This is a genomic window from Leifsonia sp. GW821-FHT13C05, from assembly GCF_058806515.1.
In genome coordinates this window covers 1-24,185 of sequence record NZ_JBXAPT010000003.1, presented here as the reverse complement: position 1 = coordinate 24,185, position 24,185 = coordinate 1, and the positions used below count along the sequence as shown (strand labels likewise).

At 63.9% G+C, this 24,185-nt stretch carries 24 protein-coding genes and 1 pseudogene; 9 read left to right on the top strand and 16 right to left on the bottom strand.

The window, feature by feature from the left end:
- Positions 1–49: 49 nt before the first annotated feature.
- From AC1ROC_RS10535 to AC1ROC_RS10520, 4 genes and pseudogenes are all read right to left on the bottom strand, one after another.
- Positions 50–352: a hypothetical protein gene (locus tag AC1ROC_RS10535; RefSeq protein WP_168688762.1), complete on the bottom strand. Its 303-nt coding sequence runs from the start codon at positions 350–352 to the stop codon at positions 50–52.
- Positions 353–785: 433 nt separating this feature from the next.
- Positions 786–1,831, bottom strand: a pseudogene (locus tag AC1ROC_RS10530) (IS110 family RNA-guided transposase).
- 422 nt (positions 1,832–2,253) lie between these two features.
- The gene (locus AC1ROC_RS10525) at positions 2,254–2,571 is read right to left on the bottom strand and encodes a hypothetical protein (RefSeq protein WP_168688761.1); all 318 of its coding nucleotides are present in this window, start codon (positions 2,569–2,571) and stop codon (positions 2,254–2,256) included.
- Positions 2,572–2,629: 58 nt separating this feature from the next.
- Positions 2,630–3,730: a fatty acid desaturase family protein gene (locus AC1ROC_RS10520; RefSeq protein WP_210724064.1), complete on the bottom strand. Its 1,101-nt coding sequence runs from the start codon at positions 3,728–3,730 to the stop codon at positions 2,630–2,632.
- A gap of 208 nt (positions 3,731–3,938) precedes the next feature.
- On the opposite strand from AC1ROC_RS10520, the gene AC1ROC_RS10515 reads away from it, so the two are divergent.
- The 4 genes from AC1ROC_RS10515 to AC1ROC_RS10500 all read left to right on the top strand — a co-directional run bounded on the left by AC1ROC_RS10515 (position 3,939) and on the right by AC1ROC_RS10500 (position 6,672).
- Complete coding sequence (locus AC1ROC_RS10515) at positions 3,939–4,694, top strand: diacylglycerol/lipid kinase family protein (RefSeq protein WP_168688759.1); 756 nt, start codon at positions 3,939–3,941, stop codon at positions 4,692–4,694.
- A gap of 195 nt (positions 4,695–4,889) precedes the next feature.
- Entirely contained in the window at positions 4,890–5,066 is a 177-nt protein-coding gene (locus AC1ROC_RS10510) for a hypothetical protein (RefSeq protein WP_168688227.1), read from the top strand.
- A 145-nt stretch (positions 5,067–5,211) separates the two neighbouring features.
- Positions 5,212–5,922: a GAF and ANTAR domain-containing protein gene (locus AC1ROC_RS10505; protein WP_168688758.1), complete on the top strand. Its 711-nt coding sequence runs from the start codon at positions 5,212–5,214 to the stop codon at positions 5,920–5,922.
- 9 nt (positions 5,923–5,931) lie between these two features.
- Complete coding sequence (locus AC1ROC_RS10500) at positions 5,932–6,672, top strand: GAF and ANTAR domain-containing protein (protein ID WP_168688757.1); 741 nt, start codon at positions 5,932–5,934, stop codon at positions 6,670–6,672.
- A gap of 625 nt (positions 6,673–7,297) precedes the next feature.
- Here the strand turns inward: AC1ROC_RS10500 and AC1ROC_RS10495 are convergent.
- The 7 genes from AC1ROC_RS10495 to AC1ROC_RS10465 form a co-directional block, all read right to left on the bottom strand.
- Positions 7,298–8,470 (bottom strand): N(5)-(carboxyethyl)ornithine synthase, encoded by a 1,173-nt coding sequence (locus AC1ROC_RS10495; RefSeq protein ID WP_168688756.1) that lies wholly within the window; start codon positions 8,468–8,470, stop codon positions 7,298–7,300.
- A gap of 1,158 nt (positions 8,471–9,628) precedes the next feature.
- Complete coding sequence (locus AC1ROC_RS10490) at positions 9,629–10,843, bottom strand: low temperature requirement protein A (RefSeq protein WP_210724022.1); 1,215 nt, start codon at positions 10,841–10,843, stop codon at positions 9,629–9,631.
- Positions 10,837–11,031: a hypothetical protein gene (locus AC1ROC_RS10485; RefSeq protein WP_168688755.1), complete on the bottom strand. Its 195-nt coding sequence runs from the start codon at positions 11,029–11,031 to the stop codon at positions 10,837–10,839. Before AC1ROC_RS10485 ends, AC1ROC_RS10490 begins: the two co-directional genes overlap by 7 nt.
- Positions 11,032–11,108: 77 nt before the next feature.
- Positions 11,109–12,074 carry an alpha/beta hydrolase gene (locus AC1ROC_RS10480; protein WP_493000040.1) on the bottom strand — a complete coding sequence of 322 codons (966 nt, stop codon included), beginning with the start codon at positions 12,072–12,074 and terminating at the stop codon, positions 11,109–11,111.
- A gap of 67 nt (positions 12,075–12,141) precedes the next feature.
- Complete coding sequence (locus tag AC1ROC_RS10475; RefSeq protein ID WP_168688753.1) at positions 12,142–12,297, bottom strand: hypothetical protein; 156 nt, start codon at positions 12,295–12,297, stop codon at positions 12,142–12,144.
- Positions 12,294–12,986 carry an SDR family NAD(P)-dependent oxidoreductase gene (locus AC1ROC_RS10470; protein ID WP_168688752.1) on the bottom strand — a complete coding sequence of 231 codons (693 nt, stop codon included), beginning with the start codon at positions 12,984–12,986 and terminating at the stop codon, positions 12,294–12,296. The genes AC1ROC_RS10475 and AC1ROC_RS10470 overlap by 4 nt, the downstream gene beginning before the upstream one ends.
- Before the next feature lie 37 nt (positions 12,987–13,023).
- On the bottom strand, positions 13,024–13,347 hold the full coding sequence (locus AC1ROC_RS10465) for a putative quinol monooxygenase (RefSeq protein WP_168688751.1): 324 nt from the start codon (positions 13,345–13,347) through the stop codon (positions 13,024–13,026).
- A 163-nt stretch (positions 13,348–13,510) separates the two neighbouring features.
- On the opposite strand from AC1ROC_RS10465, the gene AC1ROC_RS10460 reads away from it, so the two are divergent.
- From AC1ROC_RS10460 to AC1ROC_RS10445, 4 genes are all read left to right on the top strand, one after another.
- On the top strand, positions 13,511–14,155 hold the full coding sequence (locus AC1ROC_RS10460; RefSeq protein WP_168688750.1) for a TetR/AcrR family transcriptional regulator: 645 nt from the start codon (positions 13,511–13,513) through the stop codon (positions 14,153–14,155).
- Positions 14,156–14,742: 587 nt separating this feature from the next.
- Entirely contained in the window at positions 14,743–17,412 is a 2,670-nt protein-coding gene (locus AC1ROC_RS10455) for an AAA family ATPase (protein WP_493000037.1), read from the top strand.
- 859 nt (positions 17,413–18,271) lie between these two features.
- Positions 18,272–19,222: a hypothetical protein gene (locus AC1ROC_RS10450; RefSeq protein WP_210724021.1), complete on the top strand. Its 951-nt coding sequence runs from the start codon at positions 18,272–18,274 to the stop codon at positions 19,220–19,222.
- A complete protein-coding gene (locus AC1ROC_RS10445) occupies positions 19,219–19,668 on the top strand; it encodes a hypothetical protein (protein ID WP_168688747.1) in 450 nt (149 codons plus the stop codon). The genes AC1ROC_RS10450 and AC1ROC_RS10445 overlap by 4 nt, the downstream gene beginning before the upstream one ends.
- Positions 19,669–19,774: 106 nt before the next feature.
- Here AC1ROC_RS10445 and AC1ROC_RS10440 read toward each other — a convergent pair whose 3' ends face one another.
- On the bottom strand, positions 19,775–20,401 hold the full coding sequence (locus tag AC1ROC_RS10440; protein ID WP_168688746.1) for a hypothetical protein: 627 nt from the start codon (positions 20,399–20,401) through the stop codon (positions 19,775–19,777).
- A 448-nt stretch (positions 20,402–20,849) separates the two neighbouring features.
- On the opposite strand from AC1ROC_RS10440, the gene AC1ROC_RS10435 reads away from it, so the two are divergent.
- Positions 20,850–21,716 carry a DUF6338 family protein gene (locus AC1ROC_RS10435; protein WP_168688745.1) on the top strand — a complete coding sequence of 289 codons (867 nt, stop codon included), beginning with the start codon at positions 20,850–20,852 and terminating at the stop codon, positions 21,714–21,716.
- 146 nt (positions 21,717–21,862) lie between these two features.
- Here AC1ROC_RS10435 and AC1ROC_RS10430 read toward each other — a convergent pair whose 3' ends face one another.
- The 4 genes from AC1ROC_RS10430 to AC1ROC_RS10415 all read right to left on the bottom strand — a co-directional run.
- On the bottom strand, positions 21,863–22,303 hold the full coding sequence (locus tag AC1ROC_RS10430) for a single-stranded DNA-binding protein (RefSeq protein WP_168688744.1): 441 nt from the start codon (positions 22,301–22,303) through the stop codon (positions 21,863–21,865).
- Positions 22,304–22,414: 111 nt separating this feature from the next.
- Positions 22,415–22,885 (bottom strand): hypothetical protein, encoded by a 471-nt coding sequence (locus AC1ROC_RS10425; RefSeq protein ID WP_168688743.1) that lies wholly within the window; start codon positions 22,883–22,885, stop codon positions 22,415–22,417.
- Complete coding sequence (locus AC1ROC_RS10420) at positions 22,882–23,283, bottom strand: hypothetical protein (RefSeq protein ID WP_168688742.1); 402 nt, start codon at positions 23,281–23,283, stop codon at positions 22,882–22,884. The genes AC1ROC_RS10425 and AC1ROC_RS10420 overlap by 4 nt, the downstream gene beginning before the upstream one ends.
- On the bottom strand, positions 23,283–24,185 hold a 903-nt coding region (locus AC1ROC_RS10415), incomplete at its 5' end, for a type IV secretory system conjugative DNA transfer family protein (protein ID WP_493000033.1). The genes AC1ROC_RS10420 and AC1ROC_RS10415, both read right to left, overlap by 1 nt.

Below are 24,185 nucleotides of genomic sequence, written 5' to 3'. Positions count from 1 at the left end.
CCTGGACGGAAGCGGACCCGCGCACCGAGCCCGCTTCCGTTTTGCGCGGTCAGGAGAGCCCGCGAGTCGTAGCGCCGACCATCGATGGCACGACGACCGGACCTCCTCGCTGGGCTACCCGGTTGAAGGCCAGGAACGGCACACACGCTGTCTCGGCCGTCAGCGCGGCAAGCCGGCCGATCGGTGTGCGCGGGTCAGCGGCGATCGCCCACCCGTCCACGGCGTACCGGCTCACCGTGTCCACGCACTCTTGCTTCTCCGCGGCGGTCGGGTTTGTCGAGCCGACTACCCCGATCAGTCCGCCCTGCAGTTCCGGTCCCATGTCTCTCGTATCGATGACGAATACCCGCATCCTGATCACTCCCCTGGTCGATCGACCCTTCTATGGGTCGGTGTCAAATTGGTCTGCCGGGCCGGCGTGACCAGGTGGAGGCGGTTGTGCTGTCCTGCTCCTGATCGAACCTTCTATGGGTCTGTGTCAAATCAGCGGGTGTTGCGTGGTTGTCCCGCCGATCAGTTTTTTTGCCGTTCCGGCAGAGAGATCGAGAGCGCGTGGAGGCAGCGCAGTGCCCGGCGGGAGCGGTTGCTAAGTGGAGGGAGCGCAGCGAGTGGAGTCTGCAAATAGCGACCGGAGGGAACGGAGATGACGGAGGAAGCTATGATCGGCCGGCCGGAATGGCGAAAATACGGTGGCAGAAACAGCACGCCGCAGGCGTTCCGAACAGCGAGATCTGCGCCGCCTCCGTGCGGCTCCGCTTGGCTGTGGTGGCTAACCCGACTGGGTGTTAGGCCATGACGGCGTTCAGCTGCCGGAAGAGTTGACGAGCCAGGTAGCGTTTCAGGCTGCGGCGGACCTCGCGGCGGCTTTTGCCTTCCGCGGTTCGACGCGCCATGTAGTCCTGAGTGGCGCGGTCGCAGGTAAGTCGGACCCGGATGATGGTGTCCAGTGCCCGGTTCAGTTGCCGATCGCCTTGCCGGTTCAACCGGTGCCGGGTTGTGTTGCCGCTTGAGGCTTGCAGCGGGGCGGCGCCGGCGAGGTTGGCGAACGCGGCTTCGCTGCGAATCCGGCCCTTGTGTGAGTAGGCAGCGACGAGCTGAGCGCCGGTGACCGGGCCGACTCCGCGGATGCTCTGCAAGCCGGGAGCGAGTTGCTCGACGTAGTCGGCTAGCACCTCCCGGTTCAGATCGAGCTGCGCGGTGAGCTCGAGCACCGAAAGCGCGAGCCGGCGGGCTTCCTGCCGGATCGTGGTCATCGGGGCGTCTTCGACAGGACGATGCCGCCAGCCGACGATCTCGCGGACCTGGCCGTCCGTGAGCGGCTTGCGGACGTCCATCCCCAGCTGGAAGCTGCGCATCAGTGCGGTGAGGGCGTTACGGTCCGCGGTGCGTCGCCCATCCATAGCTTGCCGCGCCATCAGCAGGACCCGCAAGGCGGCGCGGATCCCGTCCGAACGTGGGGCCGCGAGCCGCTCGACGTCGGTGGCGATGGCGGTGCGTGCCGCGGCAACGGCGTCGATCTCATCGCACTTGCCGCGCGCAGCACGCGCTGCCCGTTTCGGGGGCCGGACATCGCAAACGGCCAGGCCCGCGTCCTGGAAGACCCGGGCAATGACAGCGCCATAGGAGCCAGCCCCTCGATCGCGATTAGCAAGCGACCATCACCGCGGCGATGCATCCAGGCCAACGCCCGGCTGATTCCGGTGGGCGAGGTGGGGAACATCGCCGAGTCGATCACCCGGCCAGTGTCCGCAGCTAGCACCGCGTAAGTGTGGGTCTTGGCGTGAGTATCCACCCCGACCACGTAGTCGTATTCGTCGGTCACAGCCGTCACCGAGCACTCCTCCCTTTCTCAACGGACGTTCATCACGTCGGTCAAGGGTGTTGCGAGGCGCATCTCTAACGAGTCACGCAACCCAGAACGCCCGGAGCGGACGACCTTCTATCAAGCCATCGGAACAGACAAACCGACATTCAGCCCCCAGCGCGCGGACGGGTCGATCGGAAGGCACCGCCTCACGGCGGGCCAGTTTTTCTTGGAGTCACGCAGCACCAGGGCCGAAGGTCAGTCTGTCAGCCAGCCTCAGACCAACCACTGATCATTAGAGTTTTTCTTGCCGTTCCGGCACAAAGATCGAGAGCGGGCGGAGGCAGCGCAGTGCCCGGAGGGAGCGGTTGCTAAGCGCAGGGAGCGCAGCGAGTGGAGTCTGCAAAAAGCGAGTGGAAGGAACGGAGCTCCAGCGCGTACAGCATCGGCTACATCAGCGGATGGGCAAACGAAGACCTTGATTTAATTCGCGAGACCGCAGCACGCGTCCTCCGATGCGCGCAGACGCTCGCCCACATGACGGACGAGCGGAACGCTCCATAGAGTTCAATGGGTTCGCTGACAACCTGACTAGCGGCCCCGAACACGACGTCCAGCCGAGCGAGCGTCCCGGCCGACGTGCAGGCAGGAAAGCTCGCCGTCGCCGCGCTGCCCACCCTGGCCAAGGCGACCGCGTACTCGAGCAGGGCAGCCGGAATTTTGTCGCCCGTATAGAAGGTGGCACCGGCATAAGCGATTTTGCGCATGACAGGACGGTCGTCTACGCAACGGCGCGACCAGGGATTGCACCCAGCTGAATTGGGTCTAGGCCTTCGGTGGCGGTACGGGCAGAGCCGGCGTCTGCCGCAACTCAAGCAGCGGGCAGCTGAACGGATCCTTGTCTCCCAGGCCGACGCGGTTGATGTGCCTTGTCACGATGGCGTACGAGCGCAGAAGCCCAGTCTGGGTGTAAGGCACGCCGTGGTCTTCGCAATACGCACGAATAGTGGGCGCCGCGCGCCGCAGGTGTGGCCGCGGCATAGACGGGAACAGGTGATGTTCGATCTGGTAGTTCAGGCCGCCCATCATGAAATCCAACACCCGGTTGCCGCGGATGTTGCGGCTCATCAGCACCTGCCGGCGCAGGAAGTCGAGCTTCACATCGTGTGGCACCAGCGGCATTCCCTTGTGGTTAGGTGCAAACGACATCCCCATGTAGAAACCAAACAGACCCAGCTGCACCGCTAAGAACACCGCCGCCTTACCCGGCGATAGCACCAGGAACACCAGGGCAAGATAACCGACGATGCGGACCACGAGGAACGCGATCTCCACCGGCCTGCGCTTGACCGGCTCCCGGGCGAAAACCCGCCTCACACTCGAGGCGTGCAACGAAAGCCCTTCCAGAAGCAGGATCGGGAAGAAGAACCACCCCTGATGGCCGATCAGCCAGCGCAGCGCCGCAGGGCGTTGTGTCGCTTGCCGAGGGGTGAACGCGATCACCGGCAAGTCAATGTCCGGGTCGGCACCCTCCCTGTTCGGATTGGCGTGGTGCCGGGTGTGCTTGTGCTGCCACCAGCCATAGCTCATCCCGACGAACAAGTCGCCGATGATCAGGCTCACCCAGTCATTCCACCGGCCGGAGCGGAAGATCTGCCGGTGCGCGGCGTCGTGCCCCAGGAAGGCGATCTGCGTGAACAGGAAAGCGAACACCGCCGCCGTGAGCATCTGCCACCAGCTGTCGCCGACGAGCACGAAGACGACCACCAGCGCGCCGGTGAGCAGCGGAACCAAGACCAGCTTGCTCCAGTAGTACCCGTACCGGCGTCGCAGCAGACCAGAGTCCCGGATGATGGAGGCGAGTGCCGTGAACTCACCACCGGAAGGCGGTAGCAGTTTCGGCTGACTGACAGAAACCTCAGACATGGCAACGCCCGATCTGTTGCTCATGGCGTCAAGGTCAAGGCCGCCGCGTACCACCATCGTACGCGCGTGCAGTTCCGCGCTACCCGTGAATCTTCGCCGACTTCGCAGCGGGGCCGTATGGTCATCCCATGAGCAGCGAGCCAACACGAGCGGATATCCCCCGACAGGTGATGGCGGTTATCTACAACCCGTCAACGTTCCCGCCGACGTGCTTCGCAGCGAGGTCGCCGGTGCAGAGGCGGAGCACGGTTGGGCGACGTCGCTCTGGTTCGAGACGGGACGGGAGGACTCGGGTACCGCTGCAGCCCGGGCCGCCATCGCCGCGTCACCGGATGTCATCCTCGCCGCCGGCGGAGACGGAACCGTGCGCGCAGTCGCTGAGGAAATCCACCCGACAGGCATTCCGCTGGCCCTCCTGCCCTCCGGCACCGGCAACCTTCTCGCCCGCAACCTTCACCTCACTCCGGACGACCTGCCTCGAACGGTCGAAACCGCGTTCACCGGAACCGAGCGCCTAGTCAATATCGCCACTGCGTCCTACCGAACGCCCGATGGTGCGCTCCAGCAGCGGGCGTTCGTCGTGATGGCCGGCATCAGCTTCGACGCGCATACGGCCTCGAACTCCAACAGCGCGTTGAAAAAGCGGATCGGGTGGGCCGCCTACGCGGACCCCATCGCCCACTCCGTGCTCAAAGGCAAACGCATCCGCCTCCGGCCGGGGATCGACGGCGGTCACGCCCACACGCTCAACGCACACACAGTGATCGTCGGCAACTGCGCCACCATCACCGCGAACATCCCGCTCCTGCCCGACACCATCGCTGACGACGGGCTACTCGACGTTGTCGTCTTTCGACCCCGAGGCCCCGCCGGTTGGGCGGAAATCGGAACACGACTGGCAACAAACGGCCTCCTCGCCCGAAGCCGCCCAGGCCGCTGGCTGATGCGCAAGACCCCGACCTGAATGCTCTCGACTACGTGCAGGCCGGCCGCTTCGACGCCCACTTCGACTCTCCCCAAGAACTCGAACTCGACGGCGACCCCGTCGGCCTAGTAACCGCGGTCAAGCTCACGGTTCATCATCGCGGTCTCCCCCTTCGCGTCCCCCGCTGAACGAAGCATCCCGCACCCATCGTTTCCCCGCCCATACGCGGGTACCGTGACCGGCATGCTGACAGTAATCGTGATCCTCTTGGTCGTCTGGGCGATCCTGGCTGTCGTCGGGTTTGCGATCCAGGGCCTGCTCTGGCTGGGCATCATCGGCATCATCCTCTTTATCGGAACCTTGATCTTCGGTATCGTTCGGCGCAGCGCCCGCAAGAAGAAGTCCGCCTGACTTCCTGCGTCAACGCCCAGGCGTACACTCCGAACTACAGCGTCCTGGACCCAGACCGCTCTATCGGCAAAGACCTCTGCCGATGCCGGTCAGGAGGACACCATCAGAGTCACTCGAGTTTCGACGCTTCCGCCATGGACCGCCCATGTCTGACGATGCCTACACCGACGCGGCACTCGCCCTCACGGTGGCGGCCGAGAACGGATCCAGTCTCTGCCTTTCGTTCCTGAACGCGCTGCCCGTGACCCATGCCGCCATCTCGACACTCGGCGCACCCTTCGGCTCTGAGACGATCTGCGCATCGGACAGCCAGGCGGCTCGCCTGGACGAACTGCAGATCGACTTCGGTGCTGGACCCTGCTGGGTCGCGCTGCAAACAAGGACCCCCGTCGTGGACGCTGACCTGAACGCGCCGAAGGAATCGGGATGGCCCGTGCTGCGCGACGCGATCCGCGACACCGGGATCCGCTCCCTGTACGCCTTCCCCCTGGTAATCGGGGAACTGAATGTGGGCGCTGTCGACCTCTACGCCACCACACCCGCGGCCCTGAACCCGACGCTGATCGCCCGCGCATCCGCACTAGCCGACCTCGCCGCAACCCACGTGGCCCGGCAGGTGATCCGCCGCCTACCACCCGTCGACCGCGACGACACCGACCCCGCCGCGTACTCCAGACGCGAGATCCACCAGGCAACCGGCATGATCATCGCCCAGATGCGTGTGAACGCAGCAGACGCACAAGCCCTCCTCCACGCGCACGCGTTCACCCTCGGCCGCCCCGTGCGCGAAGTCGCGGCGGACGTCGTGGCCCGGCGGATCAAGTTCACCCGAGACGACACTGCGGACCGCGACTAAGGTGAGGACATGAGGGCCCAAAGCAAGGAGCGACAGCTCGCCGAAGCGTTCGTCACCCTCGCCGACACCATGGTCGACGAATACGACGTCGTCGACCTCCTGCACACCGTCGTCGAACTCTGCTCCTCCCTGCTCGACGCCACCGACGCCGGCATCCTGCTCCCCAACACGGCAGGCGACCTCGAAGTCGCCGCGTCCAGCAGCGAGCGCAGCCGCCTCATCGGACTGCTGCAGCTCGGCGAGGGCGAAGGGCCCTGCGTTGACGCATACCGAACAGGCGACCTCGTCACCGTCGACAACATCGCCGCCACATACGCACGTTGGCCGTCCTTCGCGATCGCCGCCGCCGAATCCGGGTACGCCTCCATGCACGCCATCCCGCTGCGACTGCGAAAAGAGACCATCGGCTCACTCAACCTGTTCCGGGACCGCACCGGCGGATTCTCGGCCGATGACGCCGTCACCGCCCGAGCACTCGCCGATGGAGCAACAATCGGCATTCTGCATGAACGCTCCCTGCGTGAATCGGACATCGCCCGCAGCCAGCTGCAACACGCGCTCGACAGCAGAGTCATCATCGAACAAGCCAAAGGCGTGATCGCGCACACACAGAATGTGGACATGGACGACGCCTTCCAGCTAATCCGCGCCCGCGCCCGCAACACCCGCACCCGTCTCTCCGAGGTCGCCCGCCAAATCGTCGAGCACCCGTTCGACACCGCCGCCGCGGCGCCGAGGTCGCAGCACTAACCCATTCGACGGAACCTGTGCCCGCAGACAGGTTGCGCCCGTAGCATCCAACATAAGGGCACCGATCGGCCAAACCCCCGGTGAACCGCGTTTGGCGGCGCCCACTGACACGCTTCCCGCGTTTCTCACGACCACGCCGCCCCGGAACAGGACACTTTGCGCGGTCGCCCCATCGCCTTCTGAATCTGAAGCTGCCGCAAACACCCGCCACCTGATCAGCCGACGGTCTACTGCACTTCCGAACAGATCAAGAAGCGCATCCTCATGGGCTATCTGAGCCTTGACGGCTACGAGACCGAACTCGACGACCGCACCCTCGCGCACATCCACGTCGTAATCATCCACAAACTCAGCAACGGGCTGCCAGCCAGCCCGCGTCTGTCTCCGCCGAAAAGTTACATCCACCGCCTGGGCCGCGTCCGCGCGATGTCGCTCAGGCGGTACCTTATACCGCCAGAACAGCACCGACGTGGCGGGCGACGAATTCGAATTCGCGGTGAAAGGGCGACCTGTTCACCCCGAGCGCGGACTTCCCCATGGTGCGCCCGGCACGACGTCCGGCGTCACTCCCGCGGCCGCGAGAAAGACGACGTAGCGCGCTGAGTGAGTACCTGGCGCGACGGTATCAGCGACGGCGGACTTCCCGGTACGGCGGCCGCGGCTCGCGGTTCTGGAAGGTGAGAATCGCCGGGTTCACGATCGAACCGTCCTGGATCTCGATCGCGCGCCGGATGGTCGGGTCGGCCTGCCAGGCGTCGGGGCCAGCCATCACGACCTCGAGGAACGGCGTCAGCGCCTCCCCGATCTCCCAGGTCGCGGAGTCCCAGAGGTAGGACGGACTGTGGTCGACGGCGTAGTACTGCACATGATCGCCGACCTCGATGATCGGGGCGTCGAAGCTGGTCGAGCGCGCCCAGCTGAATCCCATGCCCTCGTCGCACGAGACGTCGACGATCAGGCTTCCCGGGGCGAAAGCCGAGAGATCGTCCTCCGTGAGGTAGGTGAGAGGCGCGTTCGGATCCTGCAGGGTGCAATTCACGACAATGTCCGCCTGCGCGAGAAAGGGGGCGAGCGGCACCCTCCCGGCGTCGGTGATGACGTGACTGAGGAACGGGGCGTCGTCATCGTGATCGAACTGCACGATGCGCACCGAGTGGATCGGAGAGCCGACCGCGGCGACCTCCCGGTTGGTGAGGACCTGCACGTCGTGGATGCCGTGGGCATTCAGTGCGGTCACCGCACCACGCGCGGTCGCTCCGAACCCGATGACGACGGCGTTGAGCCGCCGGCCGTAGTCGCCTGTGCGGCCGACCAGCCCGAGAGCATGGACCACTGAGCTGTACCCGGCGAGCTCGTTGTTGACGTGGAAGACGTGCAAGGCGAAGTTGCCACTGCTCGTCCAGTGGTTCATGGCCTCGAAGGCGATCAGGGTCAGGCGCTTGTCGATTGCGCGCTGCGTGATCTCTCTGTCCTGCACGCAGTGCGGCCAGCCCCAGAGCACTTGGCCGTCGCGGAGGTCGTCCAGGTCGGACGGCTGCGGTTTGGGGAGCAGCACGACATCGCTCGACGCGATCACGTCGGCGCGGGAGGCGATGCGTCCGACCAAGGGACGCAACACCTCGTCGGTCGCACCGAACCGAGCGCCGTACCCGGTCTCGAGCACGATGCGCTCCCGCAGCTCGGCCGGGATGCGGTCGAGACGAGCCGGATGCAGCGGCAGGCGGCGCTCATCCGGCTTCGCCGAGGCCGCGAGGACGCCGAGCGTCAACGGAACAGAAGAACGGGAATCGGCCGACATGTTGGCTCCCTCATGGGCGCCGCGGTGGCTCCGTTGTCCCAGCCTAAGCCCGCACATTGCGTAGAGCGCATTCGCAGGTCCTATCGGGAAGACACGACCGAGTCACGCGAGACGGCGATCCACGGCACGATGTCGATCTCCCACCGCGCCCTCCGCACCGCGTTGTCAATCCACCCTCCGCCGCCCCACCACACCATGCCAGCGCACCTGCGCATCCCTGAGAGCGAGGAGGCACATGCCCAGAAAGGACGACACCCCAACTGCTTCTCGTCGTGGGTCGATACTCCGACCCGGACACGGCCCTGGCCTCCCGCGCCTTCACGGGACGATTGCCGAATTCGATCAGCGGGATGTCTCCAGCTGCGCTTCCGAACGGTTCTGTCTATCGATACGGGAGACCGTTGCCCGGGCCGACGTCCCATCCTGCAACGCGCATCAGCAGGGCGTCGCCTCGGGATCGCTGTCGGCCTCGTTGGATGCGGCCTCTCAGACGGTGAGCCCGCGACCGCCGGTGCCTACCTGACCACAACTGGCGAGCTGAGGGCAGCCAATCTCTCACGTTCCAGCCCCCCGGTCGGTGGCCGGCATGCCCAATCAGCTGCGGGAGGAGACCGATGCAGTGACCTGAGCTGCGGCTGTCTTAGTCGTCCGACGCGCGTCTGGTGTCGAGGCTGGGGATCAACGCCGCGAGCCCGTCGAGAATCATGACAAGCCCGAATTCGAACTCGTCACCGAGGTCTGAGATCGGTCCACGCCGACAGCATCACAGGCCGCCGTCCGCCCGAGCCCCTGTCTCAATAGCTCCCAGAACCGCGCCTCCCGAACGCGGTGTTCCAGCCTCGATCCCATCTGCAACACTCCTGACCACGGTGGTGTTGCAACGACCAGCTGAACCCAAGATCCCCTTGCGGGAACGTCGTCACACCTGAAGCCGACAGGGGAAGCATGTTCATCGCGACGAGGGTCGTCGCCGCCTTCGGTGACGTGAGTTCTGACGATTCCCGGTCCCGGCCTTCAACCGTGAACGTCGCGCTTCCCGCGCCCCGAAACGTACAACGTTGGATCCGGTTGTGAGCGTCAGCCCGGACCAGTTGCGAGGACGTCGGGTCACTCCGTGCATAGCTGGCCGCGGCGACGATTTGAATGGGCAGGTTCCCGTCATGCACGATCCTGCTGAGGCTTGGTTCTGGATGCTCCTCCTTCGCCGTATACCCCGTGTGTGCTGTCTCGGCTGAACTGATCGAGCAGCGCCACGGCGATGAGCACCGCAACAAGCGCTGCACTTATCAGCAGTGCCGGGAGAGCGCAGCCAAGCAAACCCAGCGCCGCACACGCGGTGATCGCTGCCAACCGGCTGTATCCCAAGCGACGCATCGCCCGCAATTGCAGAGCGACTTGTGCAAGAAGGAAGAGGACCGGACCCGCGACGACTGCGATCAGCTCAGCACCGCCCAAAGGTTCCAACGGGTGTGCGATCACGAGTTCGTCGCCCACGGCCGCCAAAATGATCCCGGCGACGACTAACACGTGGCCGTACGTGTAAATGTCCCGCGCACGACCGGTTCGGCTGGCCTCACGGTCGAGGGAACGTTCGCTGAGTTCGCGGGTGGACCTGAAGTAGAGCCACCACAGTGCTGCCGATCCGGCGAAGGCGCTGATGAAAGCAGCCACGGTCCCTGGGTCTAGTTCCTGTCCGGCGGTCGTGGCCCCGGTTAGGATGATCGTCTCGCCGATTGCAGCGATCACGAACAACCCGAATCGCTCGGTGAAGTGGCCGGTAGCGAGCCGCCAGGAGCCCGCCGCAAGCCGCGGTCGGCCGGGGAGCGGAAAGAGAATGCGTGGAGCGATGTAGTCGAGGGCAAGCGCAAGCAACCACAGCCCTGCTCTCAAGCCGCCCTCGGCCATACCACCAGAGATCCAGAACACACCGGCGATCAGGAACCAGACGAGAATGCGCCCGGCCTGCTCCCGTCCGACGCTGCCTCGGTCTGCCGCTACGAACGTGAGGAAGGCGTGCCGGCCGACTTGAATGGCGAGGTAGGCAACAGCGAAGAGAAGGCCGTACTTGCCGAAGGCGTGCGGGACAGCGATCGCCATGAGCAGGCTCCCAAGCATGAGCGCGATCAGCAGGAGGCGGACGGGATTGGTCTCCGGATTGAGTTCGTTCGTGGCCCATGTCGTGTAGTTCCACGACCACCACACTGCGAGCAGGACGATCGCTGCCTGGCCAGCTCCCACCCAAGTGAGGTGATCAAGGAGCAGATGCGAGACCTGCGTGATTGCGAACACGAACACGAGGTCGTAGAACAGCTCCAGCGTCGCGGCTCGCTGGGCCTCGGCGTCGTCTCGACGTCGAAGCTGACCGTTCACCACGGCACGACGCCGTCGCGGTCGGCCGGTGTAGCCAGGCCAGAGGTGGCGATGTGCAGCGCTGCCTCGAATATGCGGGCCGGCCGAGTCACAACGCGCTTGGTCAGCGTGGCCCCGTCAGGGCAGACCTGAGCGGTGGCGTTCGCCGTCCGCAGCTTGAGGGCTTGCTTCGGGTCGGGCTGGGCGGTCACGGAATCTCCAATCGCAACAGGGAAAGGTGCAGGCGCGGTCCGCGGTTTGGGTCGCGAACCGCGCCTGCGAGGGCCGGTTAGGCCGACAGTGCTGCCTTCAGGTGCGAGACGGCCTGGGCCACGGCTGCCTTCGCGGCGCTGGTGTCGTGCAGGCTGTTGACCATCACGAAGTCGTGGACGATCCCGGCGTAGCGAACCTGGGTGACCTCAACGCCGGCACGGCGGAGCTTCGCGGCGAACGCCTCGCCCTCATCGCGGAGCACGTCAGCCTCGCCGTTGATCACGAGCGTCGGCGGGAAGAACGCGAGCTGTTCCTCGGTTGCTCGGAGCGGAGAAGCGGTGATCTCGGCGCGCTCGGTCTCGCTCTTCGCGTACTGGTCCCAGAACCACCTCATGCCGTCGCGAGCCAAGAAGTATCCCTCCGCGAACTCGTCGTACGACGCGGTGTCGAACTTCGCATCGGTGACCGGGTAGAACAGAACGGCGCCCTTGAACGTCACGTCGCCGCGCGCGTCGCCCATGAGGTTCAGCGCAATGGCCATGTTGCCGCCGACGGAGTCACCCGCGATCGCGACGTTGGATCCATCGAGGCCCTTGTCGGCGCCGTGCTGCACGACCCACTTGGCGACGGCGTAGGACTGCTCGTTCTGGACCGGGTACTGGTGCTCGGGCGCACGGTCGTATTCGGGGAACACGCGGGCCGCGCCGGTGCCGACGGCGAGGTCGCGCACCAGGCGGTCGTGGGTGTGCGCGTCGCCGAACACCCAGCCCGCGCCGTGCGTGTAGAGCACGACGGGTAGGACGCCGGTGGCGCCCTTCGGCTTCACGATGCGGACGGGGACACTGCCGGTGGGACCGCCCTGGACGGTGATCCACTCCTCGTCGACCTCTGGCTTCCAGATCTCCTCGTCCTGCACGCCGTCGACGGCCTTGCGTCCGTCCTCGGGGGCGAGCTGGTAGAGGTACGGCGGGTTCGCGGTGGCGTCGACGAACGCCTGGGCGGCGGGTTCGAGGGCGAGGTTCTTGGGGTTGCCGGTGGGCATGCGGTCTCCTTGAGCGTTGGTGGAACAGGGGAGTCGGTTGGACAGGGGTCAGCGGGACGACAGCGAGTCAGCGCGCGGTGACGGCGGCGATCGTGGCGTCGGCTGGGTCTTGGATCGCGTCGACGATGTTCTGCGGATGGGCCCGCACAGTGAGGTCGGTCAGACCTCCATCAGCGGGGTCGCGTCGGTGATGACGCCGCGCCTGTAGCGGCCGGTAGCTCACCAGGGGAGGATGCCGTCGCGGTCGGTCGCGGTTCCGGTGGGCGTGGCCGGGCCGAGGGTGGCCATGCGAACCGCTGCCTCGGCTCCTTCTGCGACGCTCTGGCCGACGTTGCCGGTGAACGCCGTGGCCGTCTGCCCCGGATCGACTGCGTTGAACCGGACGTCCGGGATGGTCTTCGCGTATTGCGTGGTGAGCATCGTGACCGCGCTCTTGGAAGAGCCGTACGCCGCGAGGGTGTACTGCGATTCCACCCGGGCGGGGTCCTGCGTCAGAGCGAAGGATCCCATACCGCTGGTCACGTTGATCACCGAGGGGTCGGTGCCCTTTCGGAGCAGCGGAAGGAACGCGCGTGTGACTCGTACGAGTCCGAACACGTTCGTTTCGTACACATCGCGCAGCTGATCTGCAGTCATGTCCTCGGGTGCTGCCACCTCACCGAGGATGCCTGCGTTGTTGATGAGGACATCCAAGTGCCCCACCTGCGCTCGCACGTTGGCAACAGCAGCTGCGACGGACGCATCGTCCGTCACGTCCAACTGCACGAAGTGGGCGCCGAGGCGGTCGGCCGCTTCCTGTCCGCTGGCCGCGTCGCGGCCACCGATCCAGACGTTCTGGCCTGCGTCGATCAGACGACGGGCGACCTCGTAGCCGAGTCCGCGGTTACCGCCAGTAATCAGAGTTGTTGTCATGTGTTTCTTGCCTTTCCAGCTTCTTGTTTCTCTCGGGTCAGGCCGCGGGCCGGAAGGGACGCAGCAAACGGATGCCGTCCTCGATGGATCCGTCGATCAGCTCGAGCATCTCCGGCACGAGTGCCACCATCCGAGGCGCGCTGAGGTGGGCGTCGAGGCTAGCGCGCCTCTCCCAACGCTCGTAGATTACGAACGAGCCGGGCTGGCCTTCGACCTCGTGGGCCTCGTAATCGATGTTGCCGGGATCGTTACGGGACGGCGTTACGGCGGCAGCGATGAACGCCTTGAGGTCGTCCTCCTTGCCGGGCTTGGCCCTCGCGTCCCAGAGGACGGTCACGTAGCCATCAGGGTTCGCTGTCATGCGAGTTCCTTTCGTTAGTGGGATACAAACGGGATTCGTTACAACCATTTGCTGTAACGAAACTCCTTATCTGCACAGTAGCGGCGCTCGTCCGTTACAGTCAAGTTGTGTAACGGAACGCGAGCCACGCAGTGCCACGCGGCGCGATCAGGAAGGGATCCGGATGTCCGGCAAGAACATGAAAGCGGGGGCGCAGGCGAACGCCAGCGGTCGACCCCGCGACCCGGCAATTGAAGAGGCCATCATCGATTCGACGCGCAAGCTGCTCGCGACGAAGGGTTACTCGTCGACGACGATCGGTGACATCGTGGCCGACGCCGGTGTGACACGACCGACGCTGTATCGGCGGTGGCCAAACAAGTACGAGCTGGTCGTCGAAGCCATACAGTACGGGTTGCGCAAGCAGCGCGAGGCGTACCCGCCCCTAGACCTCGATGCCCTCACTCCACGAGAAGCGATGGTCGAGGCGGTACGTCGGATCAACCCACGCTTCCACAATCCGCGGGCGATGACTCTGCACGGCAACTTCATGGCCGAGGCGGAGCGCGAGCCAGGCCTGCTTGCGCAGATGAGAGAGCACGCGAACCAACCTAGATGCCAGGAACTCGCTGACGTGATCACTGAGCTTCAACGACGAGGCCACGTGCGCGAGGACGTGGACGTGGACGTGATCGTCAGTCTGTCATTCGGCAGCTACTTCGCCGACTTCAATCGGTACGGACGTGAAGTGCCAGTCGACTTCGCTGAGCGCGTTGTGGCCACGCTGTGGCCCGCTATCGCTGGGGGCGACGCGTCACCGTTAGCGTGAGCCGGAAACGAGCCGCGCCGCGTGCGTCACCCCACATAGTCCGCCAGACCCCACTGACCGGTGAACGGTCGGTCTACGGGACACGTGACTCGATTGGAGCGAGGCCAGCAGGACCCCCAGCGCGAGATGGAAGGAAGATTCCCGTAAGACCCGCCCGCGAAAAAGCCCGGCAATGGCGCCTCAAACGCTACAGGCGGAGCCAGCCCCATCCGGCACATCAGCGTCTCGTTCACAGCCAAGTCCTCACCGCCACCAAAGGCGCGCCATACGTCGGCTGGGCGTCGATGTAGAGAACGGTGAAGTCGAAAATCTCGAAGTAGCTGGCGAGGAAGCAAAGAACAGAGAGCAAAGACGAAGAACACACGACGAGGACAAGGACGAGGACCCAGGGAGGCCAAAGACACCAAGAACGAAGGAGACACCGCGGCAAAAGAAACGAAACAACAAAAGCCAATGCACGTAGGCACTCTTTGAGATGAATGTGCGATTTGCGCGCCAAAATGAGCGCGCAACCGGAACGTGTAAGTGTGAGAGGTGGAGTTGCGCGTTGGAAGCGCGGGCAAGCGGCCCAGGGGGTCAAGCAGGCGGTGCGCTACGCCTTCGGCGGCGTTTGCGATGCGACCCTGACTGCCAGGACCGCGGACGGTGCGCTGGCTGCGGCCGGGTATGCGGATGCGGTGATGACCCGGTACATCGTGGAGCACGGCGCCATCCGTGACGACCTGCTCACCCGGACCCAGTTAAGGGATTGGGTCGACGGTGTCGATCCGCTGACCGGGGAGCGGCGGGGTCGGGATCTGGAGTCTCCGGTTGCGGATTTGATTCTGGATGCGACGATCAACGCGCCGAAGTCGTTCTCGATCGCGGCGATGCTGGACCCGGAGTTGGCGGCCGCGTATGAGGATCTGCAGGACCGGTTGCGGGATCGGATCATCAAGTTGTGGCAGTCGGAGCTCAACGCCCGTCGCGGGAAGCAGGGCGCCATTCGGGAGGACCTCGCCCGGATCGAAGTCGTCGAGCTGCGGCACGAACGGTCCCGTTCGTTAGACCCGCACAAGCACCGCCACCTGTGGCTGAACGTCAAAGTCCGAGGCCTCGACGGCAAATGGTCGAACGTCGACACGCGAGTCGCGCTGCGGCTCCAGAACGTCGTGAACGCCGAAGGTGACCTTGCCTCTCGAACGGACCCCGCGTGGGTCGCGGCGCTGGCTGCCAAGGGCTTCACGCTGAATGCGGATGGGGAGATCGCGCAGTTGCAGCATCTGGTGCGACCGCTTTCGAAGCGCTCCGCACAGATCGAAGCCAACAAGGCAGCTCATTTCCGCGCGTGGACGGAACAACACCCGGGCGTGGAGCCTTCCGCCACCGTCCGGACCCAGATCGATCAGTGGGCATGGGCGGCTGGCCGGCCGAACAAACCGGGGCAACTGGACGAAGAGGACTGGGCGTCCGTTGTGATGGCCGAACTTCTGCACGCCGATCCAGAGCTCGGCGGGCCACGATCTGCGGTCGTGCCGAAATCGGTAGCCATCGACAACCTTGACGTCGAACTCCTAGCGGCGAAGGCGATCGTGGATGCGGACGCTCGGTCAACCGGGACTGGAGGCCGGTTCAGCGACATGGATGTCCGAGCCGGAGCAGCCCGAGCGGTCGCCGCCTCCGGGGTGACAGCCGAGCATGCTCAGCTCGCGAAGGTCCTCGACGAAATAGTCTCCTGTGCCACCCGTACTCATACCGTGACGCTGCTCACAGAGCCCAACATACCTGCCCATATCAAACGCCGAATGGCAACGTCGACCGCAGCGCTCAAGGCCAGTGTGGCTCAGCGAACCGACGCATTGGCCGCACCTGGCGAGGTGGTCCCGTTCGCTGAAATCACCGCTGTTGCGAGCGCGATCGAACCAGAGCGGACGCTCGACGAGGGCCAACTCAAAGGCGCCTCCTCGATCGCGGGAACAGACAGAATCGTCGCTATTGCGGGGGCGGCAGGAACGGGAAAAACGACAATGCTCAAGGTAGCCGGCGCCGCTCTCCGCCGCCGAGGCCGCAGCATGATCATCGTGGCGCCGACGAAGAAGGCCTCCGCCGTCGCAGGCCGCGAAGCGGAGAGCGCCTCATCGTCCCTTCACCAGCTGTTGCACGATTACGGATGGCGATGGACTAGCAGTCCTGCGGGCGCGATCGTTTGGTCCTGTCTAGGAATCGGTGATGAAGACCCCGCGACCGGAACGCAGTACTGCGGGCCGCGTATCGGTATCCGACCGGGCGATCGCATCGTCGTGGACGAGGCGGGAATGCTCGACCTCGAGGCAGCAGCTGCTCTCCTTGACGTAGTCCACAGGACCGGAGCGTCCGTCGCTCTCGTAGGAGACCAGCACCAAGCCCTGCCGGTAGGACACTCCGGCGCCATGGCGCTCTTCTGGCGTCGGGCATCGCGGCAGATCGAGCTCCTCAGCATCCATCGATTCAAGGATCCTGCGTGGGGGGATCTGAGCCTCAGACTGCGCAAGCCGCAAGGGCCAGAAGACGCGAGAAGGGTTGCCGAGGAGCTGATCAACACTGGCCACGTCGTGCTTGCAAACGACGAAACGGAAGCCCGGGAGGCAATGACCGCTGCCTGGTTCAGGGCAAGTCGCGAAGGACTCAGCGTCGCATTGGTGGCCGCTACGCACGCGGAGGCTCAAGCCGTGAGCGAGGATATCCAAGCCCGACGCATAGTCGCCGGCACCGTCGACACGCGCGAAGCTGTGTATGGACAGTCCGCGCAGCCGATCTTCGTCGGCGACGTCGTCCAGACGCGTCGCAATGACAACGCCAGCGACGTGCAGAATCGCCAAAACTGGGTAGTTCGGAGTGTTTCTGCGCAACATGTGATGCTTGCGTCAGCCAACGACTCAACGGACCTCCGCAAGATCACTCACGAGTACGCGATATCTCACCTACACCTCGCGTACGCAACCACGGTCTACGGAGTGCAAGGCGAGACGACGGATGTTGCCGTTGTCGGGCCAGGCGTCGATGCTGCTGGCTTGTACGTCGGCATGACTCGAGGCAAGCAGGACAACGAAGCCGTCGTCGTTGCTCGAAACGGATCCTCCGCGGTAACCCAACTTGTCGAAACGATGGAGAGAGTTTCTGTCGAGGAGACGATCGAGAAGTCGCGCGCGGCCGCACGCGTAGAACTCAACCGCGCCGCTCAGTCCGTAACGACTCCCGTACCAACTCCACATCACGCTGCAGACGTCACCCGAAACTGACCCGAACTAGTTGGACGAGAGACCACTGTCTCGCAGCCGGCGGCCCACCAGATTCGCGCCGTCGAGATCACCGCTGAATGGGTCAAATCGCAGGATCCCAATGCCCAAACCATCCGCACCGTCCTGGGCATCTGGATAGACTCCGCCGGCGACGAAGATCAGCGCCCTGCGTCCATCCGCAGCAGATACTAAAGCGGCACGCTTGACTAGTTCGATATCGAGGTTTCCACCTCGATTGTTTACCCAACCCAAGAAACGAGAACTGTAGAGGTCACAGGCCTGTCGGGAGTCCCCCTCCGTCGCAATCGAATCAGCCGCGCCTAGGTACACCATCCACTGCCGACACAGCTCAACTGCTTCATCGTTGGATACCCCCAAAGGCCGCGGAGGCGGAGGCGCTTTCGTTCCCATATGCCTAGTGTCTATCAGGCCGCACACACTTGGACTCGAATCACCCACCTTCGGACGCCAGTTGGCGGCATACCCGTTTTTGGGGGCCGAGGAATCTTGCCCAACTCTGCAATGCTGACTTCGTGTCCTCACCGGCCTTAATGACAACGGCGGTCGTTTCGCGCCGCGTGCGTACTCACCAGCCAGTTCTCGTCGGTGAGTCACCTTCGCGCACATCACCGGGGGCCTTCAAGTGGACGTGATTATTGGCAGCGATCGGGTGACAATTGAGAAGGCGATTTTCTTCGACCTACTCGAGAACTCGGTCGTCAATGGGAGAGCACCCTACCGGCGAGCTCTCGAAACATCGGAGATCACGTACTCAGACCTCCTAGCGCTTTCTCGGAAGGCTGAGGTCCCGCACCCTCTGTTCTTCGCGCCCGTTCCTGTTGTTCAAGCTCAGCTCCGCTTGAAGAACGAGAAGCTGCTTCAAGGCGTCGTACCCGACACATTTACGATCAACACGCGGGCACAAGTCCAGCTTCGTGACGTGGAGCTGATCATCAAGGACCTGCTGCGCAAGCAGTCTTTGGCGAAGAAGCACGACCCGACGTTGACCAAAAACCAAATAGTTGGGCTTCTCAAGCGACCCGGAACGAGTGCGAACGAAGACGCTCAGCTGCTACTCGACGCCCTCCATCTCGACATGGATTCGATCCGCGCCGCACGGACCAAGGATGCCGCACTCGAACTGATCATTGCGCGGCTTGAAGCCAATCAGGTGCTTATCTCAAGGAGCGTACGAGGGTTTATGCCCCAGCTCATCGAGGTTCGCTTCAGCGGAATGACGGTGCGTGACTCGAAGGTTCCCTACATCTTCCTAGCGGGTGGCGATCACGGAGATTTCCAGGAGCCGGTTGGGAGACAGATCTTCACTCTTGTGCTTATGGCGGTGCTTGTGGCTCGCGGAGTCTTCGCGCCGGTGAGCTATAACGCAAGTAGCACAGCAGTCGACGCAGGGCGCGAATACGACATCGTTGGCGAGATCCTGATGCCCTCTGACGAACTAGAACACGTCAAGTTCGCAAGCCTGGAAGAAGTGAAAATCGCCGCCGATCGATTCAAAGTCACTCCGAGCGCCATCACTGTAAGAGCTATGCGCCTTGCCCGGCTCAGCGCCGAACAAGCCATTGGATACCTCGCTGAACTCGAGGCGGAGTTTCGTGGCAGGCCAAAGCCACGTCCGCGACAGCCAAAGCCTGTAAATGCAATTCGAAAGTACAGCGGCAAAGAACTAACGAGCCGCATGCTGCGCGCGGTTGATGAAGGGCGCCTATCCGAACGCGAGTTCTGCCGCGTCGTGTGCTTGAACAGGATCGGCCCGTCAAAGATCAGCGAACTGAAAGCCGCAGTCCAATGAACGAGGAGATGTACCTCTTAGACAACAACGCACTGTCGCACCTCACCCGAGCTCAGAGGTCGAGCGCCTATTTCCGCGAGCGGTGCCGACTCCCTTCTGAGGTACTCCGAGAGGCGACGGGTTATCCAGACGCCGAAGCCTTTGAGGCGGTGGAATACACCACAACCTCCAGCGTGCTCGAGTTCCTTCGCGTAGTCATGGAGACCGAACGCGAGGGCGATACGGCGCTCCTGAATCTTTACGCGAACAAGGGCGCAGCAGACCCGATGATCATTGCCTGCGCGCTGGACGCAACGCGGGAAGCGGCAGCACTCCTCTTTGGTCCAACTTGGATCGTCGTCTCGAACGATAACGCTGTTCGCGCGAGGGCCCGAGAACTCAAAGTTGAGTCATTCACGCGCGAAGTGTTCCTATCGCGAACGAGAGGCGAGTGGGACGCCACGTGAGCACCAACGACGGCCGTTGCTGCTGCGGGATGCGCCCGGCAGGGTCTTGGCCTTTCGATATTCAGCCGCCTAGGGCGAGTGAAAGAGGGGGGGTGACATCGTTGCCCTACTCCTTCGAATCCCGCCACTGCCCCGTTCCCGTTCGTACGAATCCGCATTCGTCCATTAGACGGCTTGCATCGCGCCGATCTACCCCGAACCGCAGCGCGAGTTCAGAGAACCGCCACTCTGCTTGAGCGTTCACGGGTTCGATCAGTTCTGAGGAAAGCCGTTCGGTTTCAATCCAATCTGCAGCCGCGAGCCGTGACCCGATCTGTCTGCGGCGCGAAAGCACCCCAGTAGCGCGAGATACTCCGGAATAGACGAGTTGCACATTTCCGGCCACGGCCAGGAGATCAACAACGAGTTGCGCAATCAAGCCGGCGTCGCCGAGACCGCCCCATCCAACGAGGAGTCTTGGAGGATCGGCACGCAAGTCCTCGCCGAGCAATCCAGCCACATCGGCCACGGTTAAGCCTGCGGTCGGCACCAACATCCATTGATCTGTCCTGTCGTCGGCTGGCCCCCACCACCACCGCGTGTGCTCGATCGTTGCGGTAACGGGCTTTCCCAGAACCTTGGAGTATTCCGCCCAAATGATGGTGGCAAAGTCGGCTTGGTCGTCGGCGTAGAAGCGGACAATCTTCTCGGGACTCTCAAACCTACAAACGCGGACGTTCACCTCGACTAGCACTATGCAAGCGTATGAGAACTCGGAACGCGAGCACAGCGCCAGCGGCTTGACCGGGGACGGACGCGCGAAACCCAGAGCACTTCGACGGCTTGCGCTCAGTCGCTCTTTCGAGCCTGCGTCGTCTGGGCCGCTTGCTGCGGAGCTGCCGGGGGCACGATCGGCTTAGAACTCGAAGACCGCGCCTGAGGTCTCACTTGGACCCTCGCCGGTTGCAGGCCAAATTCCTCGTGCCGCGCCGGCGGCTCGGGTTTGTTCACTTCTTCGGCGCAGGGGGTGGCTGGATCGCCTGAGAGGAAGGCTGCCGAACAGGTGGCTGGTATTGCACCCGCGCGGGCTGAAGGCCCTTCTCAACCAGTCGTTGTGAGTCGCCAGTTGTTCGCCACTCACCGTTTGCCTTTTCAGCCATGAGTTCCTCCCTCTGCCATTATCTCCTTTTGAGAGGAGAACTGTGCCAACTTCCATCTGGGGCGTCGCCTTCTATGTATTCGCACTGTTCCCTGGCGTAGCGTTCGTCTTCGCCCGCGAGGGGCATCACGCATCGAGCAAGCGGTCGGCGTTTCGCGAGACGGCCAGCGTCGTGTTCGTTAGCGCTGTTTGTGACGCGGTCGTTGCCCTAGTAGTGGTTGCTATCGCTCTATCAGTTCCCGAGATAGCAAACACGATTACAGCGATGCTTGATGGCGACCTCTCGTGGGCACGCTCAAACTTTGGATGGGCGCTGGTGTTGGCGCTGCTAGCACTCGCGGCAGCAACATTTTTGGGCTTCTTCCTTGGTTCGAAATGGGCCCACGACCACGGCATGAAGCTCCTGTGGTCAGCGGCCATCCCAAGGGACGTTTCGGCTTGGCAGAAGGTTCTCTATCCGGACGAACGTGTCGAAGTAAAAGTGGGGCTTACGTTGAAGTCCGGGGCATGGGTCTCAGGTACGCTCTGGGATTTTGACAATGATGCGGACAACAGCCCGCACCGCACAATCACCCTGTCGGGCGACCTCTCCGCCCGATCTAGCGGCTCCGAGGAACCTGTGCCTTTGTCAGAGACGGATTGGGTGGTAGTCGAAGCTGGCGACATCGAATTGCTCCAGGCCTCCTACTACGAGCCGGCGGAAGAGGGCGACCTCGGTACGCGAGATGCGGGCAGGCCTAAGTCGCGAAGGTGGAAGCGTATTGCCTTGGCCGCGCTGGTCGTCGGGGCGGCAGCCGGGCTTGTGGCTGTGCTGAGTCCGAGCCCGTCGGTGTGGATTCGACTCGCTACGGTGGTCGCCCTTGCAGCGTCAGTCCTGTTTGGCATCTTCGCGGCAAGAGGTCGTGCATGATTCGCGGTATCGAGTGCCTAGCTCTAGCAAGGTCCAAAGGTTCGGGTGGTCCTTGGAAATCGGACCTGACGAGGGTCGGCGATAGGTTCGAAGGCTGTTGAAGCACAAGAGGGGCTGCCTCCTGGACAGCCCCTCTTGTGTCGAGCTTAGGCAAGCGTCGGTTGCCCGTAAGTCGACCCGCTCACGATCGGCCCGGTCGCGGTTGCGTCCGGGCCGTCAGCTTTTGGGGCGCGGCGTGTGACCTCCGCGGTGGTGTAGCGGAGTGAGGGGCCGACGCTGTCGGCGACAACTTCGGTGGCGGCTCGGGGTTCGCCGGTGGCCTGGTCGGTCCAGTGGCGGAACTCGAGGTTGCCGTTGACGATGACGGTGTCGCCTTTGGCGAGGCTGGCTCGGACGTTCTCGGCGGTGCGGCCGAAGACGGTGGTGCGGTGGTACTGGGTGTCGCCGTCGACCCACTTGCCGTCCTCCAGCTTGCGGTCGGTGACTGCGACAGTGAACTTTGCGAACTTCGTGCCGTTCTGTGATTCGCCGTAGTCGGGGTCGGCGACGAGGTTGCCTTCGATACTGATCGGGACTCGTGTGCTCATCGTTCTGTTCCTTTCGATTGGGCGACCTTTCGTCGGGTCGCGTTCACATACACGTTCCGATCGGGCCTGGGAAAATGCGCGCTGGAGGCGCGCAACCCCGGGGTTCTACGGCTACGGCTGCGAATGGCTCTGACTGATCCAGTCCGCCCAGCCCGACGGCACTGCGTCGTGGCCGATCTGTTGAAGTTCGGTGTGGCCGTTGTGGCATTCGCCGTTGTACCAAGTCGCGAGTCTCGGTATAGCGACGGCGAGGCGTTCGTGCCAGCCGATAGGTCCGTAGCCGGCATCGAGGCTGTCGAAGCTGACAAGCCAGGCCGTGCGAAGGGCGGAGAGCTCTTCAACGAGCGCGCCGTGCTTGTACCAGCAGGGCGGGATCTTCCGGATCGGGAGGTTGTAGCGGTGGGTGAACCAGGTGACCCAGTCCCGCAGTTCGGCCCAGACCTGTGGGGCGTCGGCGTCGTCGAGGGTTCGCCAGTTGATGACAGCGATGCCGAGCATCCCCGGGGTTCGTCGGGGTGCCTGGTCGTCCCAGGTATCGGGGAGCGAGGCCACGAGTTCATCGAGTGGGATGTCGTCGGTCACTGCTGGTCCAGGGCTTCGATGTAGCGGCCGATCTTTGCGCGGAGGCGCGTGATGGCTTGGAGGGATGCGGTGCGGCGGGAGACGAATCCAGAGAGGGCGCGGTCGCGTTCGATGAGCTGGTGAACGTATTCGTGGCAGCGCGGGTGAAGGGCGGTGAGATCTTCGTGGCGCTCATGAGCGATCCAGCCATGCGGGGTCTGGGTGACGCCGCGGTAGTCGAGGTGGTGCAGCTCGAGGTTTCGGGCGCTGCCTGCGCCGAGGCACAGAGCGCAGCGGATCGTGATGGCACGGCGTGCTTCCTCGATGAACCAACGGTCCCGGCGGCCGAACCAAACTGGCGAATGGAGGTAGCGGGTGCGGTAGTTGTTGTCCCTAGTGGGACGACGACGGTTGGACATCAGTGTTCCTCCCGGGCAGATCCTCGGCGGTCCAGCGCGGCTTGATACTGTTCGGCAAACACGACTTGCTGGTCGAGCTCGGTGAGCTGCTTGCCCGTTCTGACCTGGCGGGCGTCGTCGCGGTCGGTCCAACCGCGCAGGTCCAGAAGAATCCCGCGACGCGTCCTGTAGGCGAGAAGCCCGACGGTCTCGGGCATTCGCCGAATCTCGTCAATCGTCATGACCGGCACCTTCTCGTTGTTGACATTGGTAGAGGATCCGGTTTCGTTGTACGAATGGCCCGTGTTCCGGATGCGGCGCAGGCCAAGGAGCGATTCGATGTCGCGGAGGTGGTCGACGTCGGACGCGCCGCCGAGGAGGAGCTTGGCGGTGGCGGCGGACCAGATTGTGTCTGCCTCGGACCTGGACCATGCGGTTTCGGCCTGGGAGAGGGCTTGGAGGACGACGACGGTGGAAATGCCAATGCCGCCGCCGTCGGCCATGATCCGTGGCAGTGCGGGCCAGGAGAACATGTTCGCGATCTCGTCCAGGATCAGTGCGAGCGGCAGGTCGAGGCGAGAGCCGGGTGAGGCGAGTGCCTTGCGGCGGGCGGTCTCGACGATGTCGTCCAGGATCGCCCCGAGGAAGCCGCCAACGGACCCTGCGCCGGCACCGGTGCCAACGAGATAGAGGCTGTTGGATCCGGCGAGGAACCGGTCGAGATCGAACTGCTCTCCCGGTCCGGGCGTCATCGCGTTCCGGATCGCGGGGATCGACAGCGGGCGGAGGGCGCCGAACACGCCGAACCAGGAGTTGGCGAGGAGCTTCTCGTCGCCGTTGATGATCGCGTCCAAGTCCTCGGACCAACCGGGCGATCCTTGATTTGCGAGCACCCCAACTGCTTCCAGCGCGAGGCGCGGGTT